This is a genomic window from Streptomyces sp. CNZ301, from assembly GCF_004217425.1.
On the sequence record NZ_SHLG01000001.1, the window covers coordinates 4,323,532 to 4,349,726 of the forward strand.

At 70.5% G+C, this 26,195-nt stretch carries 18 protein-coding genes, 1 tRNA gene and 1 pseudogene; 10 read left to right on the forward strand and 10 right to left on the reverse strand.

What is annotated here, in order from left to right:
- Positions 1 to 461: 461 nt before the first annotated feature.
- The 3 genes from EV375_RS18650 to EV375_RS18660 are packed head-to-tail and all read right to left on the reverse strand — an operon-like array spanning position 462 to position 5,511.
- Positions 462 to 3,032 carry a glycosyltransferase gene (locus EV375_RS18650; protein ID WP_130300436.1) on the reverse strand — a complete coding sequence of 857 codons (2,571 nt, stop codon included), beginning with the start codon at positions 3,030 to 3,032 and terminating at the stop codon, positions 462 to 464.
- The gene (locus EV375_RS18655) at positions 3,029 to 4,714 is read right to left on the reverse strand and encodes a glycosyltransferase family 4 protein (protein WP_207228171.1); all 1,686 of its coding nucleotides are present in this window, start codon (positions 4,712 to 4,714) and stop codon (positions 3,029 to 3,031) included. The genes EV375_RS18650 and EV375_RS18655 overlap by 4 nt, the downstream gene beginning before the upstream one ends.
- On the reverse strand, positions 4,711 to 5,511 hold the full coding sequence (locus EV375_RS18660) for a glycosyltransferase (RefSeq protein ID WP_130300437.1): 801 nt from the start codon (positions 5,509 to 5,511) through the stop codon (positions 4,711 to 4,713). The genes EV375_RS18655 and EV375_RS18660 overlap by 4 nt, the downstream gene beginning before the upstream one ends.
- Positions 5,512 to 6,755: 1,244 nt before the next feature.
- On the opposite strand from EV375_RS18660, the gene EV375_RS29190 reads away from it, so the two are divergent.
- The 3 genes from EV375_RS29190 to EV375_RS29780 all read left to right on the forward strand — a co-directional run bounded on the left by EV375_RS29190 (position 6,756) and on the right by EV375_RS29780 (position 9,710).
- Positions 6,756 to 7,331 carry a helix-turn-helix domain-containing protein gene (locus EV375_RS29190; protein WP_165434770.1) on the forward strand — a complete coding sequence of 192 codons (576 nt, stop codon included), beginning with the start codon at positions 6,756 to 6,758 and terminating at the stop codon, positions 7,329 to 7,331.
- 747 nt (positions 7,332 to 8,078) lie between these two features.
- A complete protein-coding gene (locus tag EV375_RS18670; RefSeq protein WP_130300439.1) occupies positions 8,079 to 8,993 on the forward strand; it encodes an RICIN domain-containing protein in 915 nt (304 codons plus the stop codon).
- Between the two features lie 522 nt (positions 8,994 to 9,515).
- Positions 9,516 to 9,710, forward strand: coding sequence for a hypothetical protein (locus EV375_RS29780; protein WP_486588571.1), 195 nt, complete (start codon positions 9,516 to 9,518; stop codon positions 9,708 to 9,710).
- A gap of 328 nt (positions 9,711 to 10,038) precedes the next feature.
- Here EV375_RS29780 and EV375_RS18680 read toward each other — a convergent pair.
- Positions 10,039 to 11,041, reverse strand: a pseudogene (locus EV375_RS18680) (phosphotransferase family protein).
- A gap of 393 nt (positions 11,042 to 11,434) precedes the next feature.
- On the opposite strand from EV375_RS18680, the gene EV375_RS18685 reads away from it, so the two are divergent.
- Positions 11,435 to 12,127, forward strand: a complete 693-nt coding sequence (locus EV375_RS18685) for a GAF and ANTAR domain-containing protein (protein ID WP_130300440.1) — start codon at positions 11,435 to 11,437, stop codon at positions 12,125 to 12,127.
- Between the two features lie 235 nt (positions 12,128 to 12,362).
- Here EV375_RS18685 and hemC read toward each other — a convergent pair whose 3' ends face one another.
- Positions 12,363 to 13,436, reverse strand: a complete 1,074-nt coding sequence (gene hemC / locus EV375_RS18690) for a hydroxymethylbilane synthase (protein WP_486588572.1) — start codon at positions 13,434 to 13,436, stop codon at positions 12,363 to 12,365.
- A 143-nt stretch (positions 13,437 to 13,579) separates the two neighbouring features.
- On the opposite strand from hemC, the gene EV375_RS18695 reads away from it, so the two are divergent.
- The 4 genes from EV375_RS18695 (at position 13,580) to EV375_RS18710 (ending at position 17,855) form a co-directional block, all read left to right on the forward strand.
- Positions 13,580 to 13,792, forward strand: coding sequence for a hypothetical protein (locus tag EV375_RS18695; RefSeq protein ID WP_130300441.1), 213 nt, complete (start codon positions 13,580 to 13,582; stop codon positions 13,790 to 13,792).
- 169 nt (positions 13,793 to 13,961) lie between these two features.
- Positions 13,962 to 14,096: a DLW-39 family protein gene (locus EV375_RS18700; RefSeq protein ID WP_217628745.1), complete on the forward strand. Its 135-nt coding sequence runs from the start codon at positions 13,962 to 13,964 to the stop codon at positions 14,094 to 14,096.
- Between the two features lie 223 nt (positions 14,097 to 14,319).
- Positions 14,320 to 16,323, forward strand: a complete 2,004-nt coding sequence (locus EV375_RS18705; protein ID WP_486588573.1) for a vWA domain-containing protein — start codon at positions 14,320 to 14,322, stop codon at positions 16,321 to 16,323.
- A gap of 17 nt (positions 16,324 to 16,340) precedes the next feature.
- Positions 16,341 to 17,855 carry a hypothetical protein gene (locus EV375_RS18710; protein ID WP_130300442.1) on the forward strand — a complete coding sequence of 505 codons (1,515 nt, stop codon included), beginning with the start codon at positions 16,341 to 16,343 and terminating at the stop codon, positions 17,853 to 17,855.
- 61 nt (positions 17,856 to 17,916) lie between these two features.
- Here EV375_RS18710 and EV375_RS18715 read toward each other — a convergent pair whose 3' ends face one another.
- Both EV375_RS18715 and EV375_RS18720 read right to left on the reverse strand, forming a co-directional pair.
- Positions 17,917 to 19,242 (reverse strand): serine/threonine-protein kinase, encoded by a 1,326-nt coding sequence (locus tag EV375_RS18715; protein ID WP_130300443.1) that lies wholly within the window; start codon positions 19,240 to 19,242, stop codon positions 17,917 to 17,919.
- 65 nt (positions 19,243 to 19,307) lie between these two features.
- Complete coding sequence (locus tag EV375_RS18720; RefSeq protein ID WP_130300444.1) at positions 19,308 to 19,862, reverse strand: DNA-binding protein; 555 nt, start codon at positions 19,860 to 19,862, stop codon at positions 19,308 to 19,310.
- Between the two features lie 127 nt (positions 19,863 to 19,989).
- Between EV375_RS18720 and EV375_RS18725 the strand changes: the two genes are divergently transcribed.
- Positions 19,990 to 20,062, forward strand: a tRNA-Ala gene (locus tag EV375_RS18725).
- A gap of 605 nt (positions 20,063 to 20,667) precedes the next feature.
- Here EV375_RS18725 and EV375_RS18730 read toward each other — a convergent pair.
- The 3 genes from EV375_RS18730 to EV375_RS18740 all read right to left on the reverse strand — a co-directional run bounded on the left by EV375_RS18730 (position 20,668) and on the right by EV375_RS18740 (position 25,426).
- Positions 20,668 to 22,029, reverse strand: a complete 1,362-nt coding sequence (locus EV375_RS18730) for a cryptochrome/photolyase family protein (protein ID WP_130300445.1) — start codon at positions 22,027 to 22,029, stop codon at positions 20,668 to 20,670.
- Between the two features lie 135 nt (positions 22,030 to 22,164).
- Entirely contained in the window at positions 22,165 to 24,327 is a 2,163-nt protein-coding gene (locus tag EV375_RS18735; RefSeq protein ID WP_130300446.1) for an MMPL family transporter, read from the reverse strand.
- 340 nt (positions 24,328 to 24,667) lie between these two features.
- Positions 24,668 to 25,426 (reverse strand): DUF5324 family protein, encoded by a 759-nt coding sequence (locus EV375_RS18740; protein WP_130300447.1) that lies wholly within the window; start codon positions 25,424 to 25,426, stop codon positions 24,668 to 24,670.
- 207 nt (positions 25,427 to 25,633) lie between these two features.
- On the opposite strand from EV375_RS18740, the gene EV375_RS18745 reads away from it, so the two are divergent.
- On the forward strand, positions 25,634 to 26,161 hold the full coding sequence (locus EV375_RS18745; RefSeq protein WP_130300448.1) for a peptidylprolyl isomerase: 528 nt from the start codon (positions 25,634 to 25,636) through the stop codon (positions 26,159 to 26,161).
- Positions 26,162 to 26,195 lie beyond the last annotated feature (34 nt).

The following is a 26,195-nucleotide window of genomic DNA, read 5'->3' on the forward strand; positions in this document are numbered from 1 at the left end:
CGGCGAATGAGCCCGTGATTCCGTCACCGCAGCCGGCCGCGTTCACACGGACTGGTCGCCACGGGCTCTCAGATCCCCTGTACGGCGTGCGGGTTGCAGCTTCGACGGGATCGGCCCCGGTGCCAAGTTCATCGCACGTGGAAGCGGGAGATGCGGGCGGCCTCGTCTCGGAGCCGGACTCGCCCAGGGGCAGTGGCGTTCCTGGGCCGTGCCTGCGACAGATCTACGAGCCGCTTCAATTCGGCAGTCCGGAGGCTGCGTTCGTCAGCCCCGAGGCGTCAGCCTCGACTCAGCTGCCCGGTGCCGTACACGCTCTCAGTGCCATTTCCCATACGTTGCCGGTGGCCGTGTGCACCGGCTCGTGGTCGTTCGGCGTGGAGCCGGTGTCGTACGGGCTCAAGTGCATGTCTCCGACTGTCCGTTGGCACGCGCCGGGATCTCCTTTGAAGTGGCCCGTCCCGTCATCGGGCTCGCTCCTCCCTCTGCCCCCAGCCGACAGCGCGTTCGTAGAGGGCGAGTTGAGAGCGAGCGACGGTGTCCCAGTCCAGGTGGGCGACTGCTGCGGGGCCGGCGTTCCCGAGGCGGCGACAGCGGACCGGGTCGGTGGTGAGGTCGGCCAGCGCGTCTCCGTACGCGCGGACGTCCTCCGGCGGTACGCGTACGCCGACGGCGTCGCTGACGAGATCGCGCAGGTTGGGAATGTCGAAGGCCAGGACGGGCGTGCGGGTGGCGAGAGCCTCGGCGGCGACGAGGCCGAAGGTCTCATAGCGGCTGGGAACACAGACCAGGCGGGCACCGGCGAGGAGGGCGTATCGGGTGGTTCCTTCGATGCGTCCGAGCCAGCGGATCCGCCCGTTGATGCCCAGCTTGCCGGCGAGGGAGCGGGCCGCATCGGTGTCCGGTCCGTCTCCGGCGATCAGGAGATCGGAGGTGGTGCGCGGAGCGGCCAGAGCGTAGGCGCGCAGGAGCAGGTCCAGCCCTTTTGAGCTGGTCTCCAAACGTCCGAGGTACAAGACGTGTTCGCGGGCTGCGGCCGGGGCGGCGGTGAGGGCGGCGCGGTCGATTCCATTGGGCAGGGCCGTGACGCGGGCGGCGGGGTGGCGGCGGTGCACTTCGGCGGCGAGACCGTCGCTGACGGCGATGAGCGTGCCGTGGGAGCTCAGTCCGATACGTTCGACGAGGTGGAAGGGGAGGTGGTACTGCGCCGCCTTCTCGGCGGCGGAGAGCCACTGCACCACGCCGACGACCGGGCGCCGGGTCAGGTGCGGGACGCAGACCGAGGAGAACGGGGCGGCGAAGTCCTCGACCACGAGGTCGGGGTCGGTGCGGCGGACCATCCACCACAGTCCCGCCACGATGGCGCAGAAGTAGGCGAGTTGGCAGGCCGTCCTGCTGCGCACGACTGAGCCGAGCCGTCGCGGCACCGGGGCGTAGGACACGCCGTCCCGCACCGTCGGGGTGCAGCCTGGCCAGGGTGCGCAGAGCGCGGTCACTTCGACCCCGTACGCGGCCAGACGCCGGTTCACCTCGTGCGTACGCACCGAACCGCCGCCGGCTCCCGGCCGCCGCGGGTCCTCGAATGCGAGGTGCAGCACCCTCAACGGCCCCGGCGCCCGGGCCCGTTCGCGATTCCGTACGGTGAACAGGGCGGTGGCCGCGAAAGCCAGGACAGCGAGGCACCAGAGTGCCGGCAGCCCGCGCAGTGCGTACAGGACGCAGGCCCCTGCGGAAGCTGTGGCGCACGATGCGGTGGCGGTTTTCCACAGAGGTGACGCGATCCGGCGTCCCGCCAGGACGAGCGAGGTGGCGGCGGTGCCTGTGGTGAGGGCTGCGGCGCTCCAGGCGAGGTGGGCAGGGTGGCTCGCGGTGGCCACGTACAGCAGAGCGCCGAGCGGGCAGGCTACGGTCAGCAGCCAAATCTGCTGCCGCAACGGTCCCCAGGCGAGGAAGACCGTCGCGGTCACAGTGAGGGTGGCGACAGCCAGTCCGGCGATTCCCAGAGGCAGCAGCAGCGGTGCGAAGTGGGTGTAGGAACTGGGCACGACCAGTGCCAGCAGCGGTCGGGGACAGGTGATGACGGCGACGGTGATGGTGAGGGTGGCGGCCAAGTGCATCCGCATGGTTCTGCGCACGGGCCCGTCGGTGCGTTCACGGGCGGGGAGTGTGGTGGCCAACTGGGGCAGTAGTACGGCTGCCAGCGCGGTCGCTGCGTAGAGCGGGACGCGAGTGAGGATCAACAGGGCCTGGTAGGGAGCGAGTTCGGGACTTCCGGCGCGTACCGCGGTCGCTACGACGACGTCCAGGGACGGCAGTAGACACATCAGTGCCTGGGCGTATCCGATGGACGCGGCCCGACGCCACGGGGTGGATCCCGTCGTCCGGGCGCGCGGTTCCACCGAGGGCCGCTGGGGTGGAAGGGGGCGCCGGTCGGACAGGAAGGCCGCACCGGCGGTGGCCGCGGCGCCGACTGCCATGCCGCCGATGGCACCGGCGCTGTGCCAGCCCGCCAGGAGGAAGGCGAGCGAGGCGATGGCGCGGACGGCCGCCTCGGCGGGCCAGAGAGCTGCCAGACGTGCGAAGTCCTGGCGGCTTTGCAGACAACCGGCGCCCGTGGCGTTGGCCCACAGTAGGACGGCGGCGGTACTGACCGCGGCCATCAGCGCGGGGGTGGCGTAGGTGGCACAGGCTGCGCAGGCTCCGGCGGCGCAGATCAAGGCGTAGGCCCCGCCCGTAACCAGGCAGCGCCGTACCCCGCGTGCCCGTTCGCCGGTGTCGTGAGGCCGGTCGGCCAGCTCCCGGGTCACCAGGGCCGGCATCGTGGCTCCGGCGAATGTGCCGACCGCGAGCAGGACGTTGGAAGCGCTGGAGTAGCGGACGAACTCCGCCGGGGACAGCATGTGGACCATGAGCAGGGACAGCCCGTAGTTGCCGGCACCGGCCAGCAAGGTGGCACCGGTGAGCGCGGCAGCCGCACGTGAAGTCCGGTGTGGTGGTGAGGAGTCGGCGGTCGTTGACGCGGCGGACGTGGTCACCTTGCCGGCCTTTCGGGGCGCTCGGGCAGCGACGACACGTCGTAGCGGCGGAGGGAACCGGCCGTCGTCGCACGCGTGCCGGAGCCAGTCGCCGCCGCCGGCTCGTCGCGCACCAGCGGTGTGTGAGGGGTGACGGTGGTCCTGGCTGTGGTTTGCGCACCGGAGCCGGGAACGAGGACGGCCGGATTCGCTCCGGTGGGCTGGGGGTGCGGGCGGGCGCTGGCCCCGGAGGGCCGGCAGTCCGGGGCCGGGGTGATGCCGGTCCACGGATGGCGCCGCCAGCCCAACAAGTCCCGGTGGCGGGCCAATCGCACATCGATTCTGGCGTGGTGCGGGTTCAGTCCCATCCGGGCGAGCGCTGTATGAGCATCCTGCTCATCGGCTCCCGTGAGGAGCACGGCCGCCTGCTCGTCGCTCAGTTCCGTCTGGTCGGTCACCCGCAGGACGCTCGGGTCGGCCATGTCGAACAGCCGCCGGGGCAGGGTGACCACGGTGCAGGCGTCGCTGACGGGCTGCCGGGTGGCGTCATCGTGCAGGCGCAGGTGCTCGGCGGTCAGGGCGGACAGGAGGTGCGCAGAGGTCGCCGTCCATGTGAACCTGGCGCTCCACTCGCGGCAGGCCGCGAAGATGACGGCGTTCCGATCCGGGTCGCGCAGGGATTGCAGGGCCTGGCTGAGGGCTTGGACAAGCTGCTCCTGGTCGCCCTCGACCAGCCAGCCGGTGCGGCCGGGTCGGACGGTGTCCCGCAAGCCGGGTACGTCGTACGTGACGGCGGGCACGCCGAGGGCCGCCGCCTCCATGACCGACAGCCCCCAGCCTTCGCGTGGTGAGGGAAGGGCTGTGAGCCACGCCGATGCGACCAGTGCATCGCGGGCCCGCGTCGGCAGCCGTCCGTGGAAGAACACAGCCCGTTGGACGTCGAACTGAACGGCGAGCCGCTGGAGCTCCGGCAGGGCCTCCCCGTCTCCGACGATGTGCAGTTCTGTTTCGGGGTGCAGCCGCAGCAGGGGTGGCATGGCGCGGATCAGGTGGTCCAGGCGCTTTTGACGCACCAGCCTGCTGACGCACACGATCCGTGGCCGTTCGACCCGGAGGCCAGGACTCGCAGGTGTCAGCCCCGGGGGCGAGAGATACACCGGCCCCCGCAGACCCAACTGCGAGCGGATCTCCGCCCGTGAGGACGGGGATACGGCACAGACGGTCCCCCGCCCGTAGACCAGGCGAGTGCCGGCGGCTTCCAGCCACCGCCCCAACACCGCGAGGGGTAATGGGAGCAGCGCGAACTGCTGCTGATGCACGTGGTGAACGAGCAGCACCACAGGTGTCCGTCGGGACAGCACCAGGGGCGAAAAGAACGGGATGCCGTTCTGGGAGTCGATGACGCCGTCCACGCGGCGGCGATGCAGCAACAGCCACAGCAGGACGAACGGATAGACCGTGTAGCGTCCACCGCCACGGATCACCGTGCCGTGGGGCGTCCCTTCGCGCCGCGCGCAGCCCCGGGACCGAGCGGTCAAGTAGGTGACGACGACTCCGGCTTCGCGCAGTTCGCGGGCGACCCGTTCGCAGTAGAGCTCCGCACCGCCCGCCCGAGGATGGCGGCCATCACGCCAGTTGGCGATCACCACATGGCGATCACGCCACCGATCAATTCCGGGAAAGCTCTCCCGCAGGCGGCTCACGAGGTCCACCCCTTCGATGCGCGGGCATCGGGGCCGGGAAGGCGATGACGCAGCCGCCACAGATCCACTGCGGCGCGGCAGCCGTCGCTCACCAGCCGGAAGGTCGACCCCCGCTGGTCGCTCCAAGCCACCGGGAACTCGACCGTGCTGAGCCCGAGTGCCCGGGCCCGGGCCAGCACTTCCAGGTCGAAGGCGAAGCGGGTACAGGTGACGTCGGCGAACAACGGCAGCACCGCAGCCGTGGCGAAGAATTTGAACCCGCACTGTGTGTCCGCTACCGGCCCGGACAGCCCGCGGGCCAGCAAGCGGAACGCGCTGCCCCCCACCCGTCGCGACCAGGGCTGGCGCACGACCATACGGGCCCCCGCACAGCGACGCGAGGCGACGACCACCTGCCAGCCGTCGCGCAGCAGCGTCAGGGCGTCGTCCAACGCATGGGCCGGCGTGGCCAAATCGGCGTCGCAGAAGCCCGTCCAGCGTGCCTTGGAGGTGAGCACACCTCGAGTAACGGCAGCACCCTTTCCGGGGCTCGCGCAACCGGTCACGGTGACCGGCAGTCCCGAGGCGGCCAGCCGATCGACGCGTTCGGCTGTGCGGTCACTGCTCCCGTTGTCGACCACGCGGACGCAGCTGCTCAGCGGCAGGCTGCGAAGGTGGCCGGTGAGAGCCCGTATCGTCGCCTCGATTCGGTGCTCTTCGTTGTAGGCGGGAACGATGACTTCGAGATCGAGCAGGTCCCCTGGCTCGGTCGGCCGAGCCGGCGGCTCGCTCGCGTCCCGGAAACACGGCCGTGACATGTTGGGCGTCGTTCCTTGCTTCGCGGCGCAACCGGTTTCGGCCGCAGCGAATTCGGTCCGGTGAAGCCCTTGATCCCGTTGCACGGCGCACCCACAGCCGACCTCACGCGAAAGCGCGCTGGAGGGGGTCGGTGTGAGGGGTGCACCGGCGTATTCGGGACCCGGGTGGTGTCGAAGACTTTCCATACTGGGACAGAACGATGTGTTCACGATAAGCACCTGATCGCCAATAAGAATTCGGGTATGCAGCGGAGAAACTTATGGCTCTCCGCTGCTTCCCACGACATCCTGGAATCGGCGGTTTCGAAAGGTGCGGGCCGCTTTTCCGGCCACGTTGCACAAATGCGTCCCCGAAGCGCGCGCAGAGCAGTCCGACCGCTGCAAGAAGACATGCGCAACAGGGATAACGTCGTCGCAGTGGTAAGTGACTCGCCCTGCGGATGACGCCGGAGAACCTCGGCCCGTCGTGGCTGCCGAGGATTCCCAAATCGCCGCACCCTACACCATCTACGCCCTCGACTTCACATCGGCACGGCAATCTTTATCCATCATGGCGGACGTGACCTCGGAGACGCGGCCGACTTTATGCACGTTGTCGATTGTCGGCAAGAACACGCCACTCCCACGCTTGTAACAAGGCCCGGCAGCGCTAGCGGAATGAGGTGCGCTGACCGCGGCGTCGACCACAGTCAGGAGTGTTCGTGCACCGACCCGCCATCTCTGAAATCCCATGCCCTCCGGTTCGTCTCATCGCGCCTCGTTGTGCCGTGGACGACGGGCATGAACAAGCGGAACCATTGGCTCGCCGACTTTTGGCAGAGCCTTTCGTTCAGCAGCTATTCGCCGACCGACTGAGCCTTCCGGTGGCTGTGGAGGACATGACCCTGTGGCTCACGATCGCTCGCGGGGGCGAATCCGCGACGGCGCTGCACTCGAGGTTCAAGGAGCGCTTCGCCGCTCACCGAGCGGTCGGCCTGTCGGCGGAGGAGAGTCTGCTGCTGCATCGCGCGTACCTCCGGACACTGGAGGGGGCCAGACCCGCCGCCGTGTCCTCGCAGTCCACGGCGCATGCATTGAGATGGGGGATCGAAGCTGCCGCAGCAGCGAGCGTTGTCGCTCCCGGCGGCACAGCCGTACTCGGGGGTGCGGTGGGCAAGGAGACTGAGTTTCCGCGGAAGTCCCCCAATCAGGCACCATCACCGCCGTCCGCCGGCCGGCAACCGACGCCCCGATGGTGCTTGGCCGTGATCCTCTCGCGAGACGGCGAAAGGGAGTCCTTGCGCCAATTCCGTGCCGCGAATCCTGAGGCGCTGATCACGGTGACCGGAACCCATGTATGCGCCTTCACGCAGGAACGGCCAGACCTGCCCGAAGTCCTGGGAACGTACGCACTGATGCTGGTGGAGGACGGCGACACCACGCGCACTGCACGACGGGCCGCCCTGGCCGCCGTCATCGCACGCCACTACGGGACCCCGTTCGACACCCGACAGGGACTCCCGCTGATCGCGGCCCTCGACATGACTCCCGACGAACGGGAGGCATTCGTCAACGCCTGTCTCGGCCCGCTGGCGACCGAGAGCGCCCACCGCCACCTGCTGGATACCCTGGCCGCCTTCTTGGCCCACAATCTCTGCGTTACTGCGACAGCCCGCAGCATGTATGTACATCGGCACACCTGCACCTACCGGCTGCGGGCAATCCGGAAGTTGACAGGGCTCGACCCGCACAATCCCTTCGACCGGATGCGGGCGGAGTTCGCGCTGATCCTGAGCCGCGTGGATTCCCCATGGGCAACGCCCAGGAGGCGCGGCGCCTGAGATCCCGGGACGTCCCCGAGCGCCACCTCTCCGCTGAAGCCTTCGAAAACCGGGAGGCATCCTCAACCGTCCGTACGGGGCGCATCGACGACGAGCCTTAGCCCGCGCTTCCGACGCCCCGGGCCGCGAAAGGAGAGCGGCCGGGCAGGCGCTGGTGCGGCACCCATGGTGGCGTGCCGCACCAGCGTCGGCGCGTGTAGCGGGGTTCGGTCAGGGAGCGACGACCCCGAGGCTTCGTGCCTTGAGGTCGTTCTGCGCCCCTGGCTGCAACAGGGCGGGCTGACCGGTGCAGTTCGGCTCCGGGTACACCTTGACCGTCCCCGACGTCAGCTCGTTGACGGCGGAGGTGAGGTCACCGGGGCGAGGGCCCCGGCAGCGGCCGGCAGAGCCCCGCAGGTGGCGATGCGTCGCATGTGTCGTTCTCCTCGTCCGGGTGCCGGTCGCCGTGCTTTGCGGTCGTGAAAGAGATTGGCGCCCAGTGAGGGACGTAGTCCGTCGCCGGCGGAGGGTGCTCCACAGTGTCCCTGCCCTTCGACAACGTGGCCAAAGAACCGTCGAAGCACACATCAATCGCCCGCCGCCGGTGAATTGCTGTGAAGAGCGCGGAGCCGAATCGGGCCCCGTGCACGACCGAGAAGGCACTCACAGGGAAAGACGGCATTCATGGAAACCATCGATCACGGGCGGCGGACGAAGAGCAGAACAGGACGCCGAGCGCCGGCCCGTACGGCAGTGGCCTCTCTCGCAGTGGCCACGACCGTGCTCGGCACACTGGCCGTCGGGAGCGCCCCGGCTGCCGCGGATAGTTCAGGGAATTCCAGCGGAGAGCTCACCAACGTGGCCAGCGGGCAAAAGATGGCGGCGTACCTCGATCGGCCCGACGTCGGCGAGGCGGGGATCACGATCGATCAGCGGTGGTATCCCCAATTCAAGAACATCAATTGGACCCTGGAACCGCAGGAGGATGGAAAGCTCTACCACCTCAAGCTCGCGAGCCAGAACATGTGCCTGCAGGACGTCCCCAGCCGCCGCGGGACTCCCACCAGCTTCGGTAAGTGCGGAAATCACGAGAGCCAGGACTGGACCGTCGAGCCAGCGGCCAAAGGCAGCAAGGCCGTGATCATCAGCCCCCGCAACACCCCGAACAGGCATCTCGCACCCACTGCATGGCCGGACCCGACGGCCAAATGGCTCGGGCTGACGTCCGCCAACGACGCCGACTCCAGGTGGGAGTTCTCCGGTGAGCTCAAGCCTCCGCCCCCGCCCCCGGTGGTCAAGCCCACGGTGAAACCTGTCGTCCCGTACTCGGCGAAGGTCAACGGCCCCGCTCGACCCGCTGTCGACGTCGTCAACACGACCGGCGGGCACGTCGGGAAGCTGTCCGTGACCCTCAAGCCGGGGCCTAAGGGGGTGAAGTTCTACAAGGATCAAAAGGTCGACGTTCAGCGCGAAGACGGATCGACAGTGCCGTACCCCTGCGAAGTCAAACAGGTCTCCAACACGGCTGTCTGCGAGGTCGATCTCGATCTCGGCCCCAACGAATCGGCCCGGGTCGTTGCTCCCGTGTACACCGAGGGCCTCAAGGTGGGCGAAATTCCGCGCCTGGGATTCACCGTCGGAGGCGCCGATCCCGCCAGGGTCGATTTCAGAATGACGGAGTAGCAAGGGCGGGCGGAACTCTCCGCTCGCTGCGCTTTCCGTGGCGATGCAGGTAGTCCCGCGCAACGCAGTGGAGGGGTCGCGATAAGCGGCCCCTCCACTTGGCGTGGAGGGGTGGTCGGTGGGGTTTCCTGTTCCGTTGCCGGCCCACCACATAGGGCTTACAAAGGGGCGGCGCCCGGGATCGCGTCGCGGGTCCCCGCAGCAGTTGCCGTCTGGTACGACGGAGATCCCGACCGCGCGATGGCAGCGGCCGTCTACATGCGAGGACGGTCGTCCGAGGAGACAGCAGCGCACTGGCGCCGCTCGCACTTCGGCGCTCGCCTCTTCCACCCGGCTGCCACCGGAAAGTACAGAAAGAAGGAGGGCACGGACGAGGGCACCTCTGTACCGATACTCGCCGACCCGTGCATGCCCGGCACGCTGGTTAAGGGGAGAGGTGCCGCCGCACGGGCAACCGCCTGTTGGGTGCCGGTCGCCCAGGGGTTCACACCCCACGGATTGCGGCACACGCACCGTACACACATGGAAGACCTGGGCACGGCGAAGACCTTGATGGACGAGCGCATGGGCCACGAGGACGGGTCGATCTCGGCCCGGTACGCCCACGTGACGGACGACATGCGCCTGCGTCTGATGGAGAGGCTTACCCGCAAACTGGCTGGCCTCCCTCGATGCCCGGTTGGCGATGTCTCCACGCTGTTCCGTGCCAGTGCTTGATGCACTGCTCGATGCACGGGCAGCAGAGATCGTCTGCCGATCCTCTCCCGGATGATCTCCATCGAATGCACGAGAAACGCTCTCATCTGCGACGATCCTTGATCGAAATGATCCAGAGGCATCCCTGATAAGGATGAGGCCGGAGGTTCAAGTCCTCCTAGCCCCACCAGCGAAAAGGCCAGTGTTGGATTCCAGCACTGGCCTTTTGACATCCACGGCTGACACCAGCGGCGAGATCAGCCGACGAGTGGATCTTGCCGTGGCGCGGCGACTTCGAGGGCCCGCGTACGCCGCGGCAGGCGGCCCGCCGACCCCGGGCCGCCCCGGCTCAGCCCAGCGCGTCCATCAGGGCGGTGACGTAGGCATCCAGTCGCTCCTCCACGGCTCGAGTCGTCAGCTCTGTCCGCCCTGCCTCCCGCCATGGCTGCGCCACCGACTGCACTTCCTCGGAGAAAGCCAGCCCGTCCCGCACCTGCCAGTACAGCCGTTCGCTCGGGGTCGCGGCCAGCGCCCCGCCTGCCTCCTCGTACGCCTCAGCGAACCGCAGACCCCATGCGGGGCCGTGGAGCAGCGCGAGATTGGTGGAGCAGTGTGCGACATCGAGGTCCGCCGGCCCCCCAGGAGGCTCCTGCCCAGTCGACGACGCCGGTGATCCGGGGACCTGCCGGGCCTGGGGGCGGCACGTCGAACAGCACGTTGCCGGGGTGGAAGTCCCGGTGCAGAAACCGCCCTTCATAGGGCGGCGCGGGCTCGCGGATCACGTCGATCGCTGCCGCCCATGCCGCCGCGTCGGCGCCCTTCGGAACCACGACGGTGTCGGCGGTCGTCAACGCCACATACTCCCGGGGCCGCCAGTGGGGTCTCCCCTGCTCGAGCGGGGTCGGGAGCTCGGGGAAGGGCCGCAATGCGTGGATCGCGACGAGTTGACGGGCCAGCACAGGGACGCGCGCCCCCAATCCCTCGTCGTCGAGGACCGTGCGGCCCGCCAGATGTGTCATCAGGAGGGACGGATACTCACAATGCGCGGCGGTCGGATCGACCGCGACCAGTCCAGGAGCCGGCACGCCGGTCCCTGTGAGCAGGGTCAGGGCGCCGGCCTCCCTGTTCAGCGAGTCCTCGGCGTGCTCCACGAAGAACGGGGTGACGAAGCTCCGCAGCACCAGGTCGCGGGTGACTCCGTCCCGCGTGCCGATGGTCAGCCGCCGCATTTCGGCGGTGATGCCGCCGTGCAGTGCCTCGGTTTCGACGATCCGTTCGCCGGCCTCCAGGTGCCGGTTCACCCAGGCCAGGGTCAACGGCCGGACCGTCGCCGCACCATCGTGGTTCGTCACCGTGCCACGCCATCATCCGGACGCCGCCCCGCGCAAAGGCTTTAGCCGGAGGCGACGGCTGCGCTGCCCCGTCAGAGACTCCACCGGCACGAGGGCGGACCGTGGCCGGCGCCGATGCCCGCCGGCGCGGCGACCTTTCCGCGGCTGGGCCCCTGGGCGTCGGATGCGCCCGCCAGTTGAGAGTTCGGACGATGTCTCCCGGTCAGGGGCGCCTGCGGCTTCGCCGCTGCGCGACGGGCTTCGCCCCCCGGACCGCCCGTCCCGCTCCTGTGCGGGCCCGCTGCCGGGCGGAGCCGCGGCAGTGGAGACGGGGATCAAGGCCAATTATCTTGTCTGATGGAAGGAGTTCGAGAGTCTCGGCTCCACCGGCGCGTTGATGGGAAGGGTGCAGGGATGGACTGGGAGCTGTTCGCCGCCCGTATGGGTGCGATGGCGCGGGACCTCCTGGAGCAGGATTCCGTCGACACGACACTGGAGCGGATCACGGCTTCCGCGACGGAGACCATCGAAGGGTGTGACGCCGCAGGGATTCTGATCCGCAAGGGCGCCCGGGTTCACACCCTGGCTCCCACGGGCGGTCTCGTGGTGCTCAGTCACGAGCTCCAAGAACGTATGGGGGAAGGGCCCTGCTTCGAGGCTGCCAGGCCCGGGAACACCGACCGTGTCCATCGGATCGAGGACTTGACCGCGTATCAGGACCGGTGGCCCCGCTATGCGCCCGAAGCCCACCGACTCGGCATCGGCAGCATGATGGGGTTCCTGCTCTATACCGAGAATGAGGAGCTCGGTGCCCTCAACCTCTACTCACGCCGCAAGGGCGCCTTCACGGCCCTGAGTGAGGACGCAGGCCTGCTCCTTGCCTCCCACGCCGCGGTCGCCTTCTCAAGCGCACGCAACGCCGAACAGCTCCACCGAGCCCTGAGCACCCGGCACACGATCGGCGAAGCCATGGGAATGATCATCGAACGCCACGGTCTCAGCGAGGACGAAGCCTTCGGCGTACTCCGCAGACTGTCCCAGGAGCGCAACATCAAGCTCTACGAGATCGCCCGGGACGTCTGCGAATCCGGCGGCATCAATCCCTGAGACCGAGACCTCGTGATGAACCTCCTGGTGGACGCGGACTCAACGAGGCGAGCCGCGCGTACGCCCGGCGGTACTTGCCGAGAGCTCAGCGTCGCCGCATCCCTCTGATCTTCGTTCACGACGTGCGCGCAGACGTCCATGGTCATGCTGATCCGACTGTGCCGCAGGATCACTTGGGGCACCTCGAAACGGACCTTCAGGAGGCGAGCAGGGGCCCGTCGCGCGCGCACGAGTCTCAGAGGCCGCGGGGCCTGTCTCCGTGGTCTCCCCCGTCTCCCCCGTCTCCCTCGTCTCCCCCGTCTCCGGTGGTCGCCGCGTCGGTCGACGCGCTGTCGATGACGGAGCGGGCGCCGTGACGGAGCAGTTCCGCGCAGACGCGCGCGCCCAGGCCGGCCGCATGCGCGGCGGAGGGGGCCTCCTGGCGGGCGCGGACGGTGTGTGTGCCGTCGAGGGTGAAGACCCTTGCGCGCAGGCTGAGTCGGCCGTCCTCGGCGGTCACGCAGTGCGCGGCCACGGGTGAGTTGCAGTGGCCGCTCAGGCCGCTGAGCACGGAGCGTTCGGCTGTCGCTTCCGCGTGCGTACGTGGGTCGTCGATGCGGCTGAGCAGCGCGGCGACGTCTTCGTCCTTCTGGCGGCAAAGCAGGGCCAGTACGCCCGCGCCGGCCGCCGGCAGGACTTCGTCGAGCGGGAAGCGGCAGATGATGCGGCCGGTGAGTCCGAGCCGTTCGAGTCCCGCTTCCGCCAGCACCATCGCGTCCGCTTCGAGTCCGCCGCGCAGCCCGTCCAGCTTCTCCAGCCGTGTGGCGACCGCGCCCCGGACGTCGACCATGCGCAGATCGGGCCGCAGAGTGAGGAGTTGGGCCCTGCGGCGTACGGCGCTGGTGGCGACGGTGGCGCCGTCGGGCAGGTCCGCGAGGGAGGTCACCGGTGAGCCGGCGGGCACGAGCAGCACGTCGTGCACATCTGCGCGTGGAGGCGTCGCGGCGATGACGAGTCCCCTCGGCAGGGGCTGGTCCCCCGGGACGTCCTTGAGGCAGTGGACGGCCACATCGATCTCGCCCCGCTGCAGTTGCCGGTCGATGGCTTTGACGAACATGCCTTTGCCGCCTGCCTGCGTGAGCGAGCCGGGCCAGGTGTCGCCGGGCGTGGTGGTCGGCACGGTACGTGTGAGCAGGCCCGGGACGGCGCGCCGGAGGCGGTCCGCGACGTGGCCGGCCTGAACGAGCGCCATGGGCGAGCTGCGTGTGCCGATCAGCAGCGGCCGGCCGGGGAAGCCGGGAATGCCGGACAGGGCGGGGACATCGGTCACGGTGGCGGTCCTCTCGGCGTTCGGCTCTCAACGTAGGGCGCCGGGCGCCGCCATCGGCCCTTATGTCTTTGTGTGTTGGAGTGCACACTGTGAGTGACAGGTTCGAGATGCGGCGGCTGCGGAACCGTCGCACTCTTTTGGCTATGACTGCGTCGATCGTCGTGCATCCGCCCGCGTCCATGGGTGGGCGCCGTGTAACCGCTGACCGAGCCGACGGGGAGGATCTCGGATTCGCCCGCGGCATCGCGGACCTGGTCGGGATCCTGCGCGAGGCGGGGCTCGACCCCGACCAGGTGCGGCTCGACGACCCTGCGCTGATCGAATGGCGGGGCGGGAAGGCCGACGTGTGGGAATGACACCTCCGCCGCGCTTGAGTTCGCGCCGGCGCCGGTCCGTGCGGGGATGTCCCGACCGGCGGAAGGAGATCGCCCCTCCGCCGGGGCGGACTCCGCGGTGGCGGGAGCCGGTTGGGTATCATCGGCGGCCAGATGGTCCCAACGTCTCTCAGAAGGACGAGGTAGCGCGGTGAAGAAGCTTCTCCTGGTCGCACTGGCCGCCATCGGCGGGCTCCTCGTGTACCGCCAGATCCAGGCGGACCGCGCCGAGCAGGATCTGTGGACGGAGGCGACCGACTCCGTGCCCGCAGGTTCGGATGTGTGAACCCAAGACTTCGCGCAGAGGGGCCCCGATCGCTCAGGCGGTCGGGGCCCCTTCGTGTGTGCGGGCGTTACGGCGGGAGCAGGACGGGTCCGCCTGCGGGGCAGGGCCGGACGGCGTTGCCGTTCTGTGACGGACCACCCCTTGCAGTGTGCTTAAGCAAAGCAATAGTGTCTCGCGCAAAGACATGGAGCGCGCGTCCGCGTGCGAGGGGGTCGGGGGACACATGGGATCACGGTGGGGCGCCGGCCGGACGCGGCGCGCGAAGGCCCTGGCAATGGGTGGCCCGGCGATCGGCGTGCTCTTCGCCCTGACCGTCGCCGCTCCGGCGGCCGCTGCGTCACCGGATGCAGTTGCAAGCGTTGCAGACGACAACAGTTCCATGGTGATGCTGCTGGATTCGTCGGGGTCGATGGCGAAGCGGGACGCCTCGGGAAGCACACGCATCGCCTCCGCGCGCAAGGCCGTCGGCACCGTCGTCGACAGCCTGCCGGACGGCTATCCGACGGGCCTGCGGCTCTACGGTTCGCAGGAGCAGAAGGGCTGCACGGACTCCCGGCTCGCCCAGCCCGTGCGTCCGCTGGACCGGGCCGGGATCAAGGACGCGGTGGCGAAGGTGCGGCCCAAGGGGGACACCCCCATCGGCCATTCGCTCCGCAAGGCCGCCGAGGACCTTCCCGGGGTTTTCGGCGGTGCGACGGGCCGGCGCACGATCGTGCTGATCTCGGACGGGGAGGACAACTGCGGCGACCCCGAACCGTGCCAGGTGGCACGGGAGTTGGGCAAGCAGGGCATCGGCCTGCGGATCGACGCGATCGGTTTCGAGGTGCGCGGCAAGGCCCGCGAGCAGCTGGAGTGCGTGGCCCGCGCGGGGAACGGGACGTACTACGACGCACCGGACGCCGACGCTCTCGCCCGCCAGTTGCAGCGCGCGGGGCGGCTCTCGGTGGACGGGTACCGCCTCAAGGGCAAGAAGACCGAGGGCGGAGCGGAGCAGGGAGAGGCCGCCGAACTCGGCAGTGCCTCCGGTCAGTACCTGGACACCATCGGTCCTGGCGAGAAGCGCTGGTACGCGGTGCGGATGGACGGCGTCAGCACTGCCGACCTCGCCGCCACCGCCGTGCCCGAGCCCGGTTCCAGGGTAGACGAACTGGACGGCCTGCACGTCGAGTTGACCGCGCCGGGGCCGTCCCGGAGCAGCTGTGCGTCGAGCACCGAGCACTTCGGCCAGGACGAGGGCGGGGTGCCGCTGGTCGCCGGGGTGAGCCGCATCCCCGGCAGCGCAGGGTCGACCGGACGGTGCGACCGTGGGCCGGGACGCCATCTGCTGTCGGTGGAGAGGGTGAGCGGCGACGGCACGTCCGGCGCCGCGCGCTGGCCGCTGGAGCTGACGTACTCGGTGGAGAAGCCGCTGAAGAAGGGCACCACGCCCGCGCAGTCGGAGCCCGATCACGGCGCAGGCGGGCAGGACGCGAAGCTGCCCAGGGGAAGCGCGAAGACGGTCGGCGGCGGCACGGGCTTCAACGACGCGGCCAGGATCGGCAAGGGCGTCTGGCGGGACAAGGTGCTGCCGTCGCAGACGCTCTGGTACCGCGTGCCGGTCGGCTGGGGGCAACAGCTGCGCTACGACGTGGAGTTCAGCAACGAGCCGACGGTGAAGGAGCACAACACAGAGTTCTCCTTCGGCCGCGCCGACACCTACTCGCCCCACCGGCAGCCCGTCACCGGCGCCGGCCGGCTGACCACCCGGTCGTCCTACGACGGCGATCCGGGCAAGGTCTCGGGCGGCACGGTGCCGGTTTCGTGGACCAACCGCTTCGAGAGCGGTACACACGTGATCCCCGTCCACACCGACGGCGACTACTACATCGCGGTCACGCTCGGCGCCGACGCGGCGCGCATCGCGGAGAATCCCGACATCGGGGTGACGCTCCGCGTCGACGTCAAGGGCGAGGCCAAGGCGGGACCGCAGCACAACGCCCCGGCGTTGAAGGCCTCTCCGGCGGACCTGACGTCCGGCGGCAAGGCCGGCGGCAAGGCCGGCGGGGAGGACGGTGCCGCGAAGGACGGTACGGAATCAGGCGGCGCGCCGGTCGTGGCGGCGGTCTCCGGCGGCGTGGGGCTGCTGCTTCTGGCCGGTCTCGCCGGGTGGTACGTCACCTCGCGGCGCGCGACCGCGGACGGCGGCGGACAGGACGGGACCGGTGCGATGAGGGGGGACGCGTGGTGACGCGGCGTACAGGACGCATGAGCGGTACCGGCACGAAGGGGCGGAGGGCGGCCGCCCTGGCGGCGGCCCTGACCGCGGCGCTCTGCCTGCCGGCGGTGCTGCCCGGCCGGGCGGCGGCCGCCCCCTCGGACGGCACCGGGGACGTCCCGGCGTACCGGCACGCCGGTGACGCCAAGAAGATCAAGGGCACGGCCGGCAGCGGCGACGCGCCAGAGATCGAACCGGCGACGTACACCGACTCCATAGGCCGGGGCGAGAAGAGGTACTACCGCGTCGAACTCGACGCGAAATCCAGTGCCTTCATCTCCGCGGTCGCCGCGCCCGAACCGGGCGCACGAGTGAAGGACATCGGTGAGGGACTGAAGATCGGGCTGGAGAACGTCGACGGAAGTGCCTGCAACGGCGCGACCCGGCCGCAGTTCAGCGCCGAGGGCGCGGCCTACCCGATCGCGGACTACGCGACGCGCATCATCGGCGCCAACGACCAGTGCCAGAAGGCCGGTCCCTATCTCTTCTCCGTGGAACGGGAGGGCCCGGCGACCTCCGATCCGGCGCGCTGGCCGCTGGAGATCCGCTTCATGGCGGAACCCGGCCTGAAGGGCGGCCCCGAAGCCCTGCCGAGCGCCCCGGACACCGGCACGGGGCGGTCGGAGGAGACGCCGCAGCCCGTCACCGGCGACGAGAAGAAGCGCGCCCACGGCGGCAGCGGCTTCAACGACGCCGGTGCCCTCACGAAGGGGCTGTGGAAGGACCGCGTACGGCCCGGTGAGACCCGCTTCTACCGGGTGCCCGTCGACTGGGGGCAGCGCCTGAACGCGGCCGTGGAGCTGGGCAGTTCGGGTTCGCCCGGGGAGTACCCGCCGACGATCTACGACGGGCTGGGGGTCACGGCCTACAACCCGGCGCGAGGGCAGTTCGACGAGGACCGATTCGTCCCGTACACCCCGGACAAGCCGGCGCAGGCCGCGGTCTACACACAGCCTGTGGACTACGGGCGCCGCTTCGCGTACTCCGGGAACACGCCGTGCGTGGCCGGTTGGCACTATCTGGCGGTGACGGTCTCCCCGAAGCTGTCCCGGTACTTCAAGTCGACCGCGCCGCTGACCTTGCGCGTCGACGTCACCGGCAAGGCCGAGGACGGCCCCCGTTACGCAGGGGACGCCCATGCCGCCGGGTTCGGCGTGAGCGAGGACGACAAGGAACAGGCGGAGAAGGGCCAGAGCGCGCCGGACGCCGAGCGCAGCGGCACTCTCCGGCTCGTGGCGTACGCGGGCATCGGCACCGGTGCCGTGCTGATCCTCGTGCTGGTGGTGTGGACCCTGGCGGCACGACGGCGCCCGGCCCCGGGTGCCGGCGCTGCTCCGCCGGCACCCGGGGCGCCCGGCGGAACCCCCGGTCAGGGAGGGCACTCGGGGACGGTGCCTCTCCGGCCGCGGCAGCAGGACCAGGGACGCGCTCCCGGCCAGGGCCAGGGACTCGGCCAGGGCCAGGGTCACGGCCAGGGCCAGGGTCACGGCCAGGGTCCTGGATAGGGCGAGGGTCCTGGACAGGTACGCGCTCCGACAGGGGCCAGGGTCCGGTCCCGCGCCAGGGTCAGGCGGCCAGCAGCGCCCAGACGCCGATCGCCAGACAGATCAGCGCGACGGCAAGGACCGGGATCGCCACTTTCGGCGGCGGTCCCGGCCTGCGCGCGGCCGCACCGACCGGCACCGCGGCCGGCCCGAGCGGGGCCGCACTCGCCGCCTGCTGCGGCACGGCACCGTAAGACACGGGAGCGTTGCCGTAAGGAGCGGCGAGGGGGTGTGCGGACGCCGCCGGTGAGGGCGGCTGCGTGGGCGCATGGACCGGAGCCGACGGCGTGACGGCCTGGTCAGGAATTCCGAACGCGCCCTGCGGCGGCGCGAGATGGAAGCTGCCGGTGGCCGACGGAGAAACCGCGGCCGCCGCCTGCGCCGCAGCACCGGGAGAGTCCGAAGCGCCGCCGGGGCTCGCCCGGTTGCCCGCGGCGCCGCCGACGGCACGCGCCGCACCGCCGCCCGGCGCCGGTCCGTCCGGCCCGAAGCCCTCCGGCAGCGGCCCGAGTTGGTCGAAGACCTCGACGACCTCCTGCTCGGCCGTCGCGTCGGGAGCGAGCAACTCCGCCGCGCCCGCGAGGGCCTTGCGTACGCCCGTCGCCGTACGGAAACGATGCCGCGGGTCAGGCTGGAGGAGCTGGCCCAGCACCTGCCACAGCGGCTCCGGGACCCGCTCCGGTGCGTGCGGCACGCCCTGCTCGTAACGCGCCACCATCTCCATCGAGTCGGGCTTCCGCCCGGTCAGCAGGAACAGCCCGACGAGCCCCACCGCATACAGGTCGGCCGTGAAGTCCGGCTCCGCGCCCATCAGTTGCTCCGGCGCGAAGTAACCCGGCGTGCCCACCACGAAATTGGTCTCCGTGAGCCTCGGCTCACCCTTGCGCATGGAGATGCCGAAGTCCGACAGGCGCAGATGGGGGCGTCCCCTGCCAGTGGGCTCCAGCAGGATGTTGGCGGGCTTGATGTCGCGGTGCACCACGTCCTCGGCGTGCACCGCCGTCAGCCCCGCGAGCAGCTGGTCCAGCAGAGTGCACACGAAACTCGGCGGCAACGGGCCGTAGTCGCCGATGAGATGGGACAGCGACCCTCCCGCGACGAGATCCATCGTGAACAGGACCTTGTCGTCGTCGGCAGCCCAGCTGGCCGGTGCCAGCACGTGCGGATGGTCGATGCGCAGGGCCTGTTCGCGCACGAACCGAAGCAGGGAATGGGCGTCGCTCTGCTGGAGCACCTTCGCGGCGACGTAGCGCCTGCGGCGCCGGTCCCAGGCGCGCCACACCGCGCCTGCCCCGCCGCGCCCGATCGGGTCGGCCAGCTCGTACCGTCCGGCGAAGACCTCACCCATGACGCCGTGTCCCCCTGTGCCTCTGCCCGTGCCCCACCCCGCGCCGCTTCCCTGCGCCGCGCGGATCAGCTCTGATGCGACTCGTAGTGCTTGACGGCGTCCGAGGTGCGCCCCGCCCCGTACACCCTGAGGAACTCTGCCAGCTCCGGATGCGTGGGGGCGAGGGCGGAGGAGGCGTCCAGGATGTCCGCCGCGTCGGAGACGGAACGCAGCAGAGCCTGAATCTCACGCACCACCCGCTTCACGGGAGTCTGCGACGCCGTGCCCGAAGAGCCCGCCTGCGACTGGCTGTTGAGGACGCTGCCGCCCGCGCTGCGCCGGATCTCCTCCATCCGCTGAGTCGCGTCGGCCGCGCTCACGTCCCCCCGGGCGACCTCGGCGGCGAGCTCCTGAAGGGCCTGCACGCGCTGCACGACGGCAGGATTGCCGATCTTCGCGCGCTGGCCGCTCATCAGCTGCGACAGCATGGGCGCCGACAGGCCCAGCACGGTGGCCAGCCGGGCCTGGTTGAGGCCGAGATCGTCGATGAGCCGGCGGAAGAGAGTACCCAGCGGCTCGCCATACCACTGACTTTGCAGCTCACGCGCTCTGGCAGTGGATTCCTGCTGTGCTGCGTCCATCACGTCTCCCCTGGACTCCCCTGGCGCTTCGCTGACGCGAACTTGCGGAGCATCCTACGGAGGGGGGAGGACGCCCGGCGATACCCGGTCGGAATTCGCTCCGGGGAGCCGGTATTCTTGTGCGCGCGGGGCCTTAGCTCAGTTGGTAGAGCGCTGTCTTTGCATGGCAGATGTCAGGGGTTCGACTCCCCTAGGCTCCACGAGTGCGAGGGCGAACTGTGTCCGCGGAATGTGCGGCCCGGTTCGCCCTCGTTGTTTGTGCTCGGCTTCGCCTCGCGGGGCGGGGGCTTCGCCACCCGCACCCCCGGCGTGGGGGCTGTGTCCGCGGAATGCGCGGCCCGGTTCGCCCTCGTCGTTTGTGCTCGGCTTCGCCTCGCGGGGCGGGGGCTTCGCCACCCGCACCCCCGCCCGCACCCCCGCCGTGGAGGCACGAGGCACACCCCCGCAGTGGGGCTGTTCACGGAGAACCCCTCCCGGCCCTGCCCCGCCTCGTGGCTGCACGGACTGCCGCAAGCGCGAACTGTGCCGGGACGCCGGCGGCGTTCACCGGGCGTGTGCCACCCGTGCGTTGCCCGGCCGGAGGGACGAACGTACGGGCGCGGCCCGCCGTGCGGTACATCACACGCCACGACCGGTGACGAGCCCTCCTCTTCACCCGCGCGAAGTCACCCGCGCGAAGTCACCGGCGCGAAACCCGGGCCCCGCGAAGTCACCGCGAAGCCGCCCCCGCGAGACCCGGCCCCCGGCCTCGGCCCCCGCCTTCCGCTGCGCCGCCGCGAGCATCGCCCCGTACGTGTGAGCACGGTCACCGATTCCGTGCCCGCAGGAAGCGTTCCGCACCGTCCGACAGGTCCACCAGCGGCTCGGGATAGTCCAGATCCGCCCGCGCCCGTGCGGGCAGTTTCCACGGCCGGTGCACGGCGGGCCCTTCGACACCGGCGAGTTCGGGAACCCAGCGGCGCACGTAGTCCCCGCGCGGGTCGAAGCGCTTGGCCTGTGTGAGCGGGTTCAGCACGCGGTTCGGCCGGGTGTCGTTGCCCGTGCCGGCCACCCACTGCCAGTTGAGCTGGTTGTTCGCCACGTCGCCGTCCACGAGCAGGTCGAGGAAGTGGCGCGCGCCGATCCGCCAGTCCGTGTAGAGCGTCTTGGTGAGGAAGCTCGCCGTCAGCATCCGCGCCCTGTTGTGCATCCACCCCTCGTGGAGGAGCTGCCGCATCGCCGCGTCCACGAGCGGGTAGCCGGTGCGTCCCTCCCGCCAGGCCGCGATCTCCTCCTCGTCGTGCCGCCACCTGTCGCCGCGGGGCCGGTAGTCCTCCCGGGAGGCGTGGGGACGGGCCGCGAGGACCTGATGGTGGAAGTCCCGCCAGGCCAGCTGACGTACGAAGGCGTCAGGGCCCGCGCCGCTCTGCTCCCCGGCCCTGTGGACGACCTCCACCGCCGAGAGCGTCCCGAAGTGCAGATGCGGCGACAGCCGCGAGGTGGCGTCCCCGGCCAGGTCGTCGTGGTTCTCGGCGTACGCCTTCATCCCCGACTTCCGCCATGACTCGAAACGTGCGCGGCCCTCGCGCTCACCGCCGGCGGCCAGGCCCGGCGACACCCCCTTCACCTTCGAACGTGAGGGCAGGGCGGCGGACCCGGGTCCTTCCGGAACTCGCACCGTCCGGGGCGCGCGCAGCACCGGCCGCAGCCTGTCCGCCGCCCACTGCCGGAAGTAGGGCGTGAAGACCGCGAAGTGGTCCCGGCCCTGGGGCGTCACCTCGCCGGGCGGAAGGGCGGTGACGACGGCGTCGTGAACGCGCAACTCACGGCCGTCCGACGCCAGAAGGCGCCGGAGCCGCTCCTCGCGGCGCTGTGCGTAGGCGCTGACGTCGCCCGCCATATGGACCTGCCGTGCCCCGCACTCCGACGCGGCCGCGCAGGTCTCCTCGGCGACGTCGCCGGACCGCAGCACCAGCCGGCCCCCGCGTTCCCGCAGGGCGGCGTCGAGGTCGGCGAGGCTGTCCGCGAGGAACGCGTGCCGGTTGGGTACGTCGAAGCCGGCTGCCCGTACGCCGTCGTCGAGGACGAACAGCGGCACGACTTCGTCCGCGCCGTCGAGCGCGGCGCGCAGCACCGGGTTGTCGTGGACCCGCAGATCAGCGGTGAACAAGGCTACGGAAGCGCTCATGCTCGGTGGTCCTTCCTGCGGCGCGTGGCGGTGCGGCCGGTGCGGTCCGGTGCGGGGTCCGGGTGCCCCGAACATCCCGGGACGACCTGATGTGTCCCGCACCGGCTCAGCCCACCATGCGCGCCCGCGGCCCGCTCAGCCGCGACGGCGCAGCGCCCCCGGCCACCACACCGCCGGGCCGATGTCGCGAGCGAGGGCGGGCACCAGCAGTGAGCGGACGACCAGCGTGTCCAGCAGCACCCCGAACGCGACGATGAAGGCGATCTGGACCAGGAAGGAGAGCGGGATGACCACCAGTGCCGCGAACGTCGCGGCGAGCACCACGCCGGCCGAGGTGATGACGCCTCCGGTGGCGGTCAGGCCCCGGCGGATGCCGGCCCGTGTGCCGTGCAGCTGGGCCTCCTCCCGTACGCGGGTGAGAAGGAAGATGTTGTAGTCCACGCCCAGGGCGACGAGGAAGACGAAGCCGTAGAGCGGCACGGAGGCGTCGGTGCCGGTGAAGTCGAGGAGATGCTCGAAGACCAGCGCCGCGACTCCCAGTGTGGCGAGGAAGTTGAGCGCGACGGTGGCCACGAGCACCACCGGGATGACCAGCGCCCGCAGCAGCACGATGAGGATCGCGAAGATGATCAGCAGCACGACGGGGACGATGATCGCGCGGTCTTCTTCGGCGGTCGTCTGGATGTCCTGCTGCTGCGCCGTGTAGCCGCCGACCAGGGCGTCCGCTCCCGGCACGGCGTGCACGGACGTACGCAGCCTTTCCACCGTCTGCTTGGCCTCGTCGCTGGAGGCGCCCGCCTCGAGCGTGGCGTTGATGAGCACCCGGCCGTCTGCCACGAGCGGCCTGCCCTGCCCCGGGCGGCCCGACTCCGTGAGCGGCGCGGCTGTCGCGACACCGTCCGTGCCGGCCGCGGCGCGGGTCACTTCGCGTGCCTTGCCGGCGTCGGCGACGACGACGGCCGGGTTGCCCGAACCGCCGGGGAAGTGCTCGCTGAGCGTGCGCTGCCCCACGACGGAGGGAACGTCCTTCACAAAGGTCTCGTCGACGGGGACGCCGTGCGCGTTCAACTGCGGGGAGAACGCGGCGCAGGCGATGAGCGCCACCAGCGTGCTCGCCCAGATGCGGCGCGGCATGCGGTCGACACGGGCGGCGATACGGGCCCACACGCTGTGCCCGGCGGCCACGTCGGCGTCACCGTCGGCTCCGGCGTTCGCACCGTCCCGGCCGGTGGCGCCGCCGTCCTCGCCGGTGGCGGGCCCGGTGGCGGGCCCGGTGGCGTGCCGGGGCTTCGCGGGCCAGTAGGCGGCACGGCCCACGAGCACGAGCGTCGCAGGGAGGAACGTGAGTGCGCTGACGACGGCGCAGACGATGCCGATGGCGCCGACCGGGCCGAGCGCCTGGTTGTTCGTCAGGTCGCTCAGGAGCAGGGCGAGCAGCCCGAGTGCGACGGTGGCGGCGCTGGCCGTGATCGCCCCGAAGGAGCGGCGCAGCGCGGAGCGCATGGCGGCGATGCGGTCGTCGCGTTCGGCGAGTTCCTCGCGGAAGCGTGCGGAGAGCAGCAGCGCGTAGTCGGTGGCCGCGCCGATGACGAGGATGGACAGGATGCCCTGCACCTGCCCGTCGACGCTGACGACGCCCTCCCGGGCCAGCTCGTACACCACGGCGGACGCGAGGGAGAGCGCGAAGACGGCCCCGAGGATGATGATGAGCGGCAGCAGGACGCTCCGGTAGACCAGTAGCAGGATCAGCAGCACGACGACGAGCGCGACGACGAGCAGGATGCCGTCGATCCCGGCGAACGCGTCGGAAAGGTCGGCCTGGGTCGCCGCCGGTCCCGTGATCTGCGCCTTCGTCCCCTGGACGCGCTTCGCCTCGTCGCGTACGTCGTCGAGCACCCCGGGCAGGGCCTTGTCGAGGTCGGACCGGATCTGCACGGCGCCCTGCAGCGCTTGTCCGTCCTTGCTGGGGACGGCGGGCGAGGGCGTGCCGACGATTCCGTGGCTGCCCTTGAGGGCGGCGAGGGAGCGGGTCGCGGCCTCGCGCTGCTGCGGCTCGATCTTGCCTTCCTGCGCCGTCCAGACGACGACCGCCGGCACCGTCTTGTCCTGATCGAAGCTCTTCTGCGCGTCGATGACACGGGTGGACTCGGCGCTCTGCGGCAGGAACGAGGCCTGGTCGTTGTCGGCCACTTCACCGAGCTTGCCGGCGTACGGGCCGAGCAGGCCGCCGAGCACGAGCCAGACGACGAGCATGAGAACCGGAGTGATCCAGCGTGTGGCGCGCTGTGCTGACGGCATCTGTCGTTCCTCGCTGGCCGGGCCTGGACGGTGGTGGGGGGCGCCGAGCGGTGACGGTCCATCGGTGAACGGGGAAGCCGCCGACGTTCTGCGAGCTTACGCACCGCCGCCCGAACCGCTCCCGGCCGCCCCTGCCTGCCCGTCCGGGTCAAGTGCTGCCGCACCATTGGCTGTTGCTGTGTGCCCCTCGCCGTGCCCCGTACACATCACTCGTACCGGTAACCCGGAAGCGTCCCGACCGGACGCACGCGGGCCGGCGGGCATCCGTTCTGCCCGCCGGCCCGCGCGCGTGTCGCGACCGGCCGTCTCCTCGGCCCTTCGTTCGCCTAGCAGCCGCCGTCTAGCGGCCGCGCTTCCTGGCGTTCGCCTCCGCGTCCTTGGCCTCCTTGGCCTCCTTGGCCTTCGCCTCGACCTCGGGGTCGAGCTGCCCGTCACCGGCGCGGCGCTCGGCCGCCCCGCCCACCGACGACAGCGGAGCCCGGTCGCCGACCTCCGTGGCCTCCGGCGGCTCGACGAGCCAGTCGGGGTTGGCCTGCTTGTCCCACCAGCGCCACGCGGCGTAGGCGCCCCCCGCGATCAGGCCCAGCAGCCCGAGCCGCCTGGCCAGGCGTCCTCGGCGCGCACGCTTCTCACGCCTGCGCACGAGCTTCTCGATCTCCTTGGCCGACACCTGCCCTCTCAGGGCGGCGAAGGCGGCGGCGCTGCGGGACGCGGCCTCTTCCCGCACCGGCCCCGAGGCGCTGCGGGCGTCCGCGACGGCGCTCTCGATGCGCGGTGCGGCGTAGCCGGTGGCCTTGCGGGCGGCCCGGCGGGTGCGCTTGGCGGCCTTGGTCGCGGCCTTGTCGAGTTCGGGCGGCAGGTTCTTACGGGCCTTGGCGACACGGGGCACGACGAGTTGGTCGTAGCCGTCGCGAGCCGAGGTCCGGGCCTGCCGCGCGGCGTACGAGACCTTCGGTCCCAGCCGCTCACCCGCCTCGTGCGCGTACTGCACTGCGGCGTCCCTGGCACTCTCTGCGTAGGGTGCCATGACCTCCGCGGCGTGCCGCACGCTGTCCTTGGTGTTCTCGGTCGCGGCGCGCACGGTGTCCATGCGGGTCACAGGTACCTCCTCCTCGGTGGCGTGTCACGGGCTGGTGGGTCCTCCCCCGGGACACAGTGTCGTTTTCCACCCGTTTCGAAGATCATGCCTGGCTGCGTCCACTCAAGCGCGTTGCATGCGGGCATCCGGGTCACCCGCACGTGCTCACGGCCGACCGGGTACGTGGCAGGATCGGACGGGTCAACGCAGACAGATGGAAGGTAGATCGTGGCCGAGCAGCTCTACGCCACCCTGAAGACCAATCACGGCGACATCGAGGTACAGCTCTTCCCGAACCACGCGCCGAAGACGGTCAAGAACTTCGTCGAGCTCGCAGAGGGCTCGCGTGAATGGACCCATCCGGAGACCGGCCAGAAGACGACCGACAGGCTCTACGACGGCACCGTCTTCCACCGCGTGATCAGCGGATTCATGATCCAGGGCGGTGACCCGCTGGGCAACGGCACCGGCGGCCCCGGGTACGAGTTCGGGGACGAGATCCACCCCGACCTCGCGTTCAACAAGCCCTACCTGCTCGCCATGGCGAACGCCGGCCCGGGCACGAACGGTTCGCAGTTCTTCGTCACCGTCGGCGCCACCGCCTGGCTCACCGGCAAGCACACCATCTTCGGCGAGGTCACGGACGCCGCCTCCCAGAAGGTCGTGGACGGCATCGCGGGCACCCAGACCAACCCGCGCACCGACCGGCCCGTGCAGGACGTCGTCCTGGAGTCGGTCACCATCGAGCGCCGCTGAGTCGCGCGCTTCGCCGGCGAGGGTCTGTCGTTCG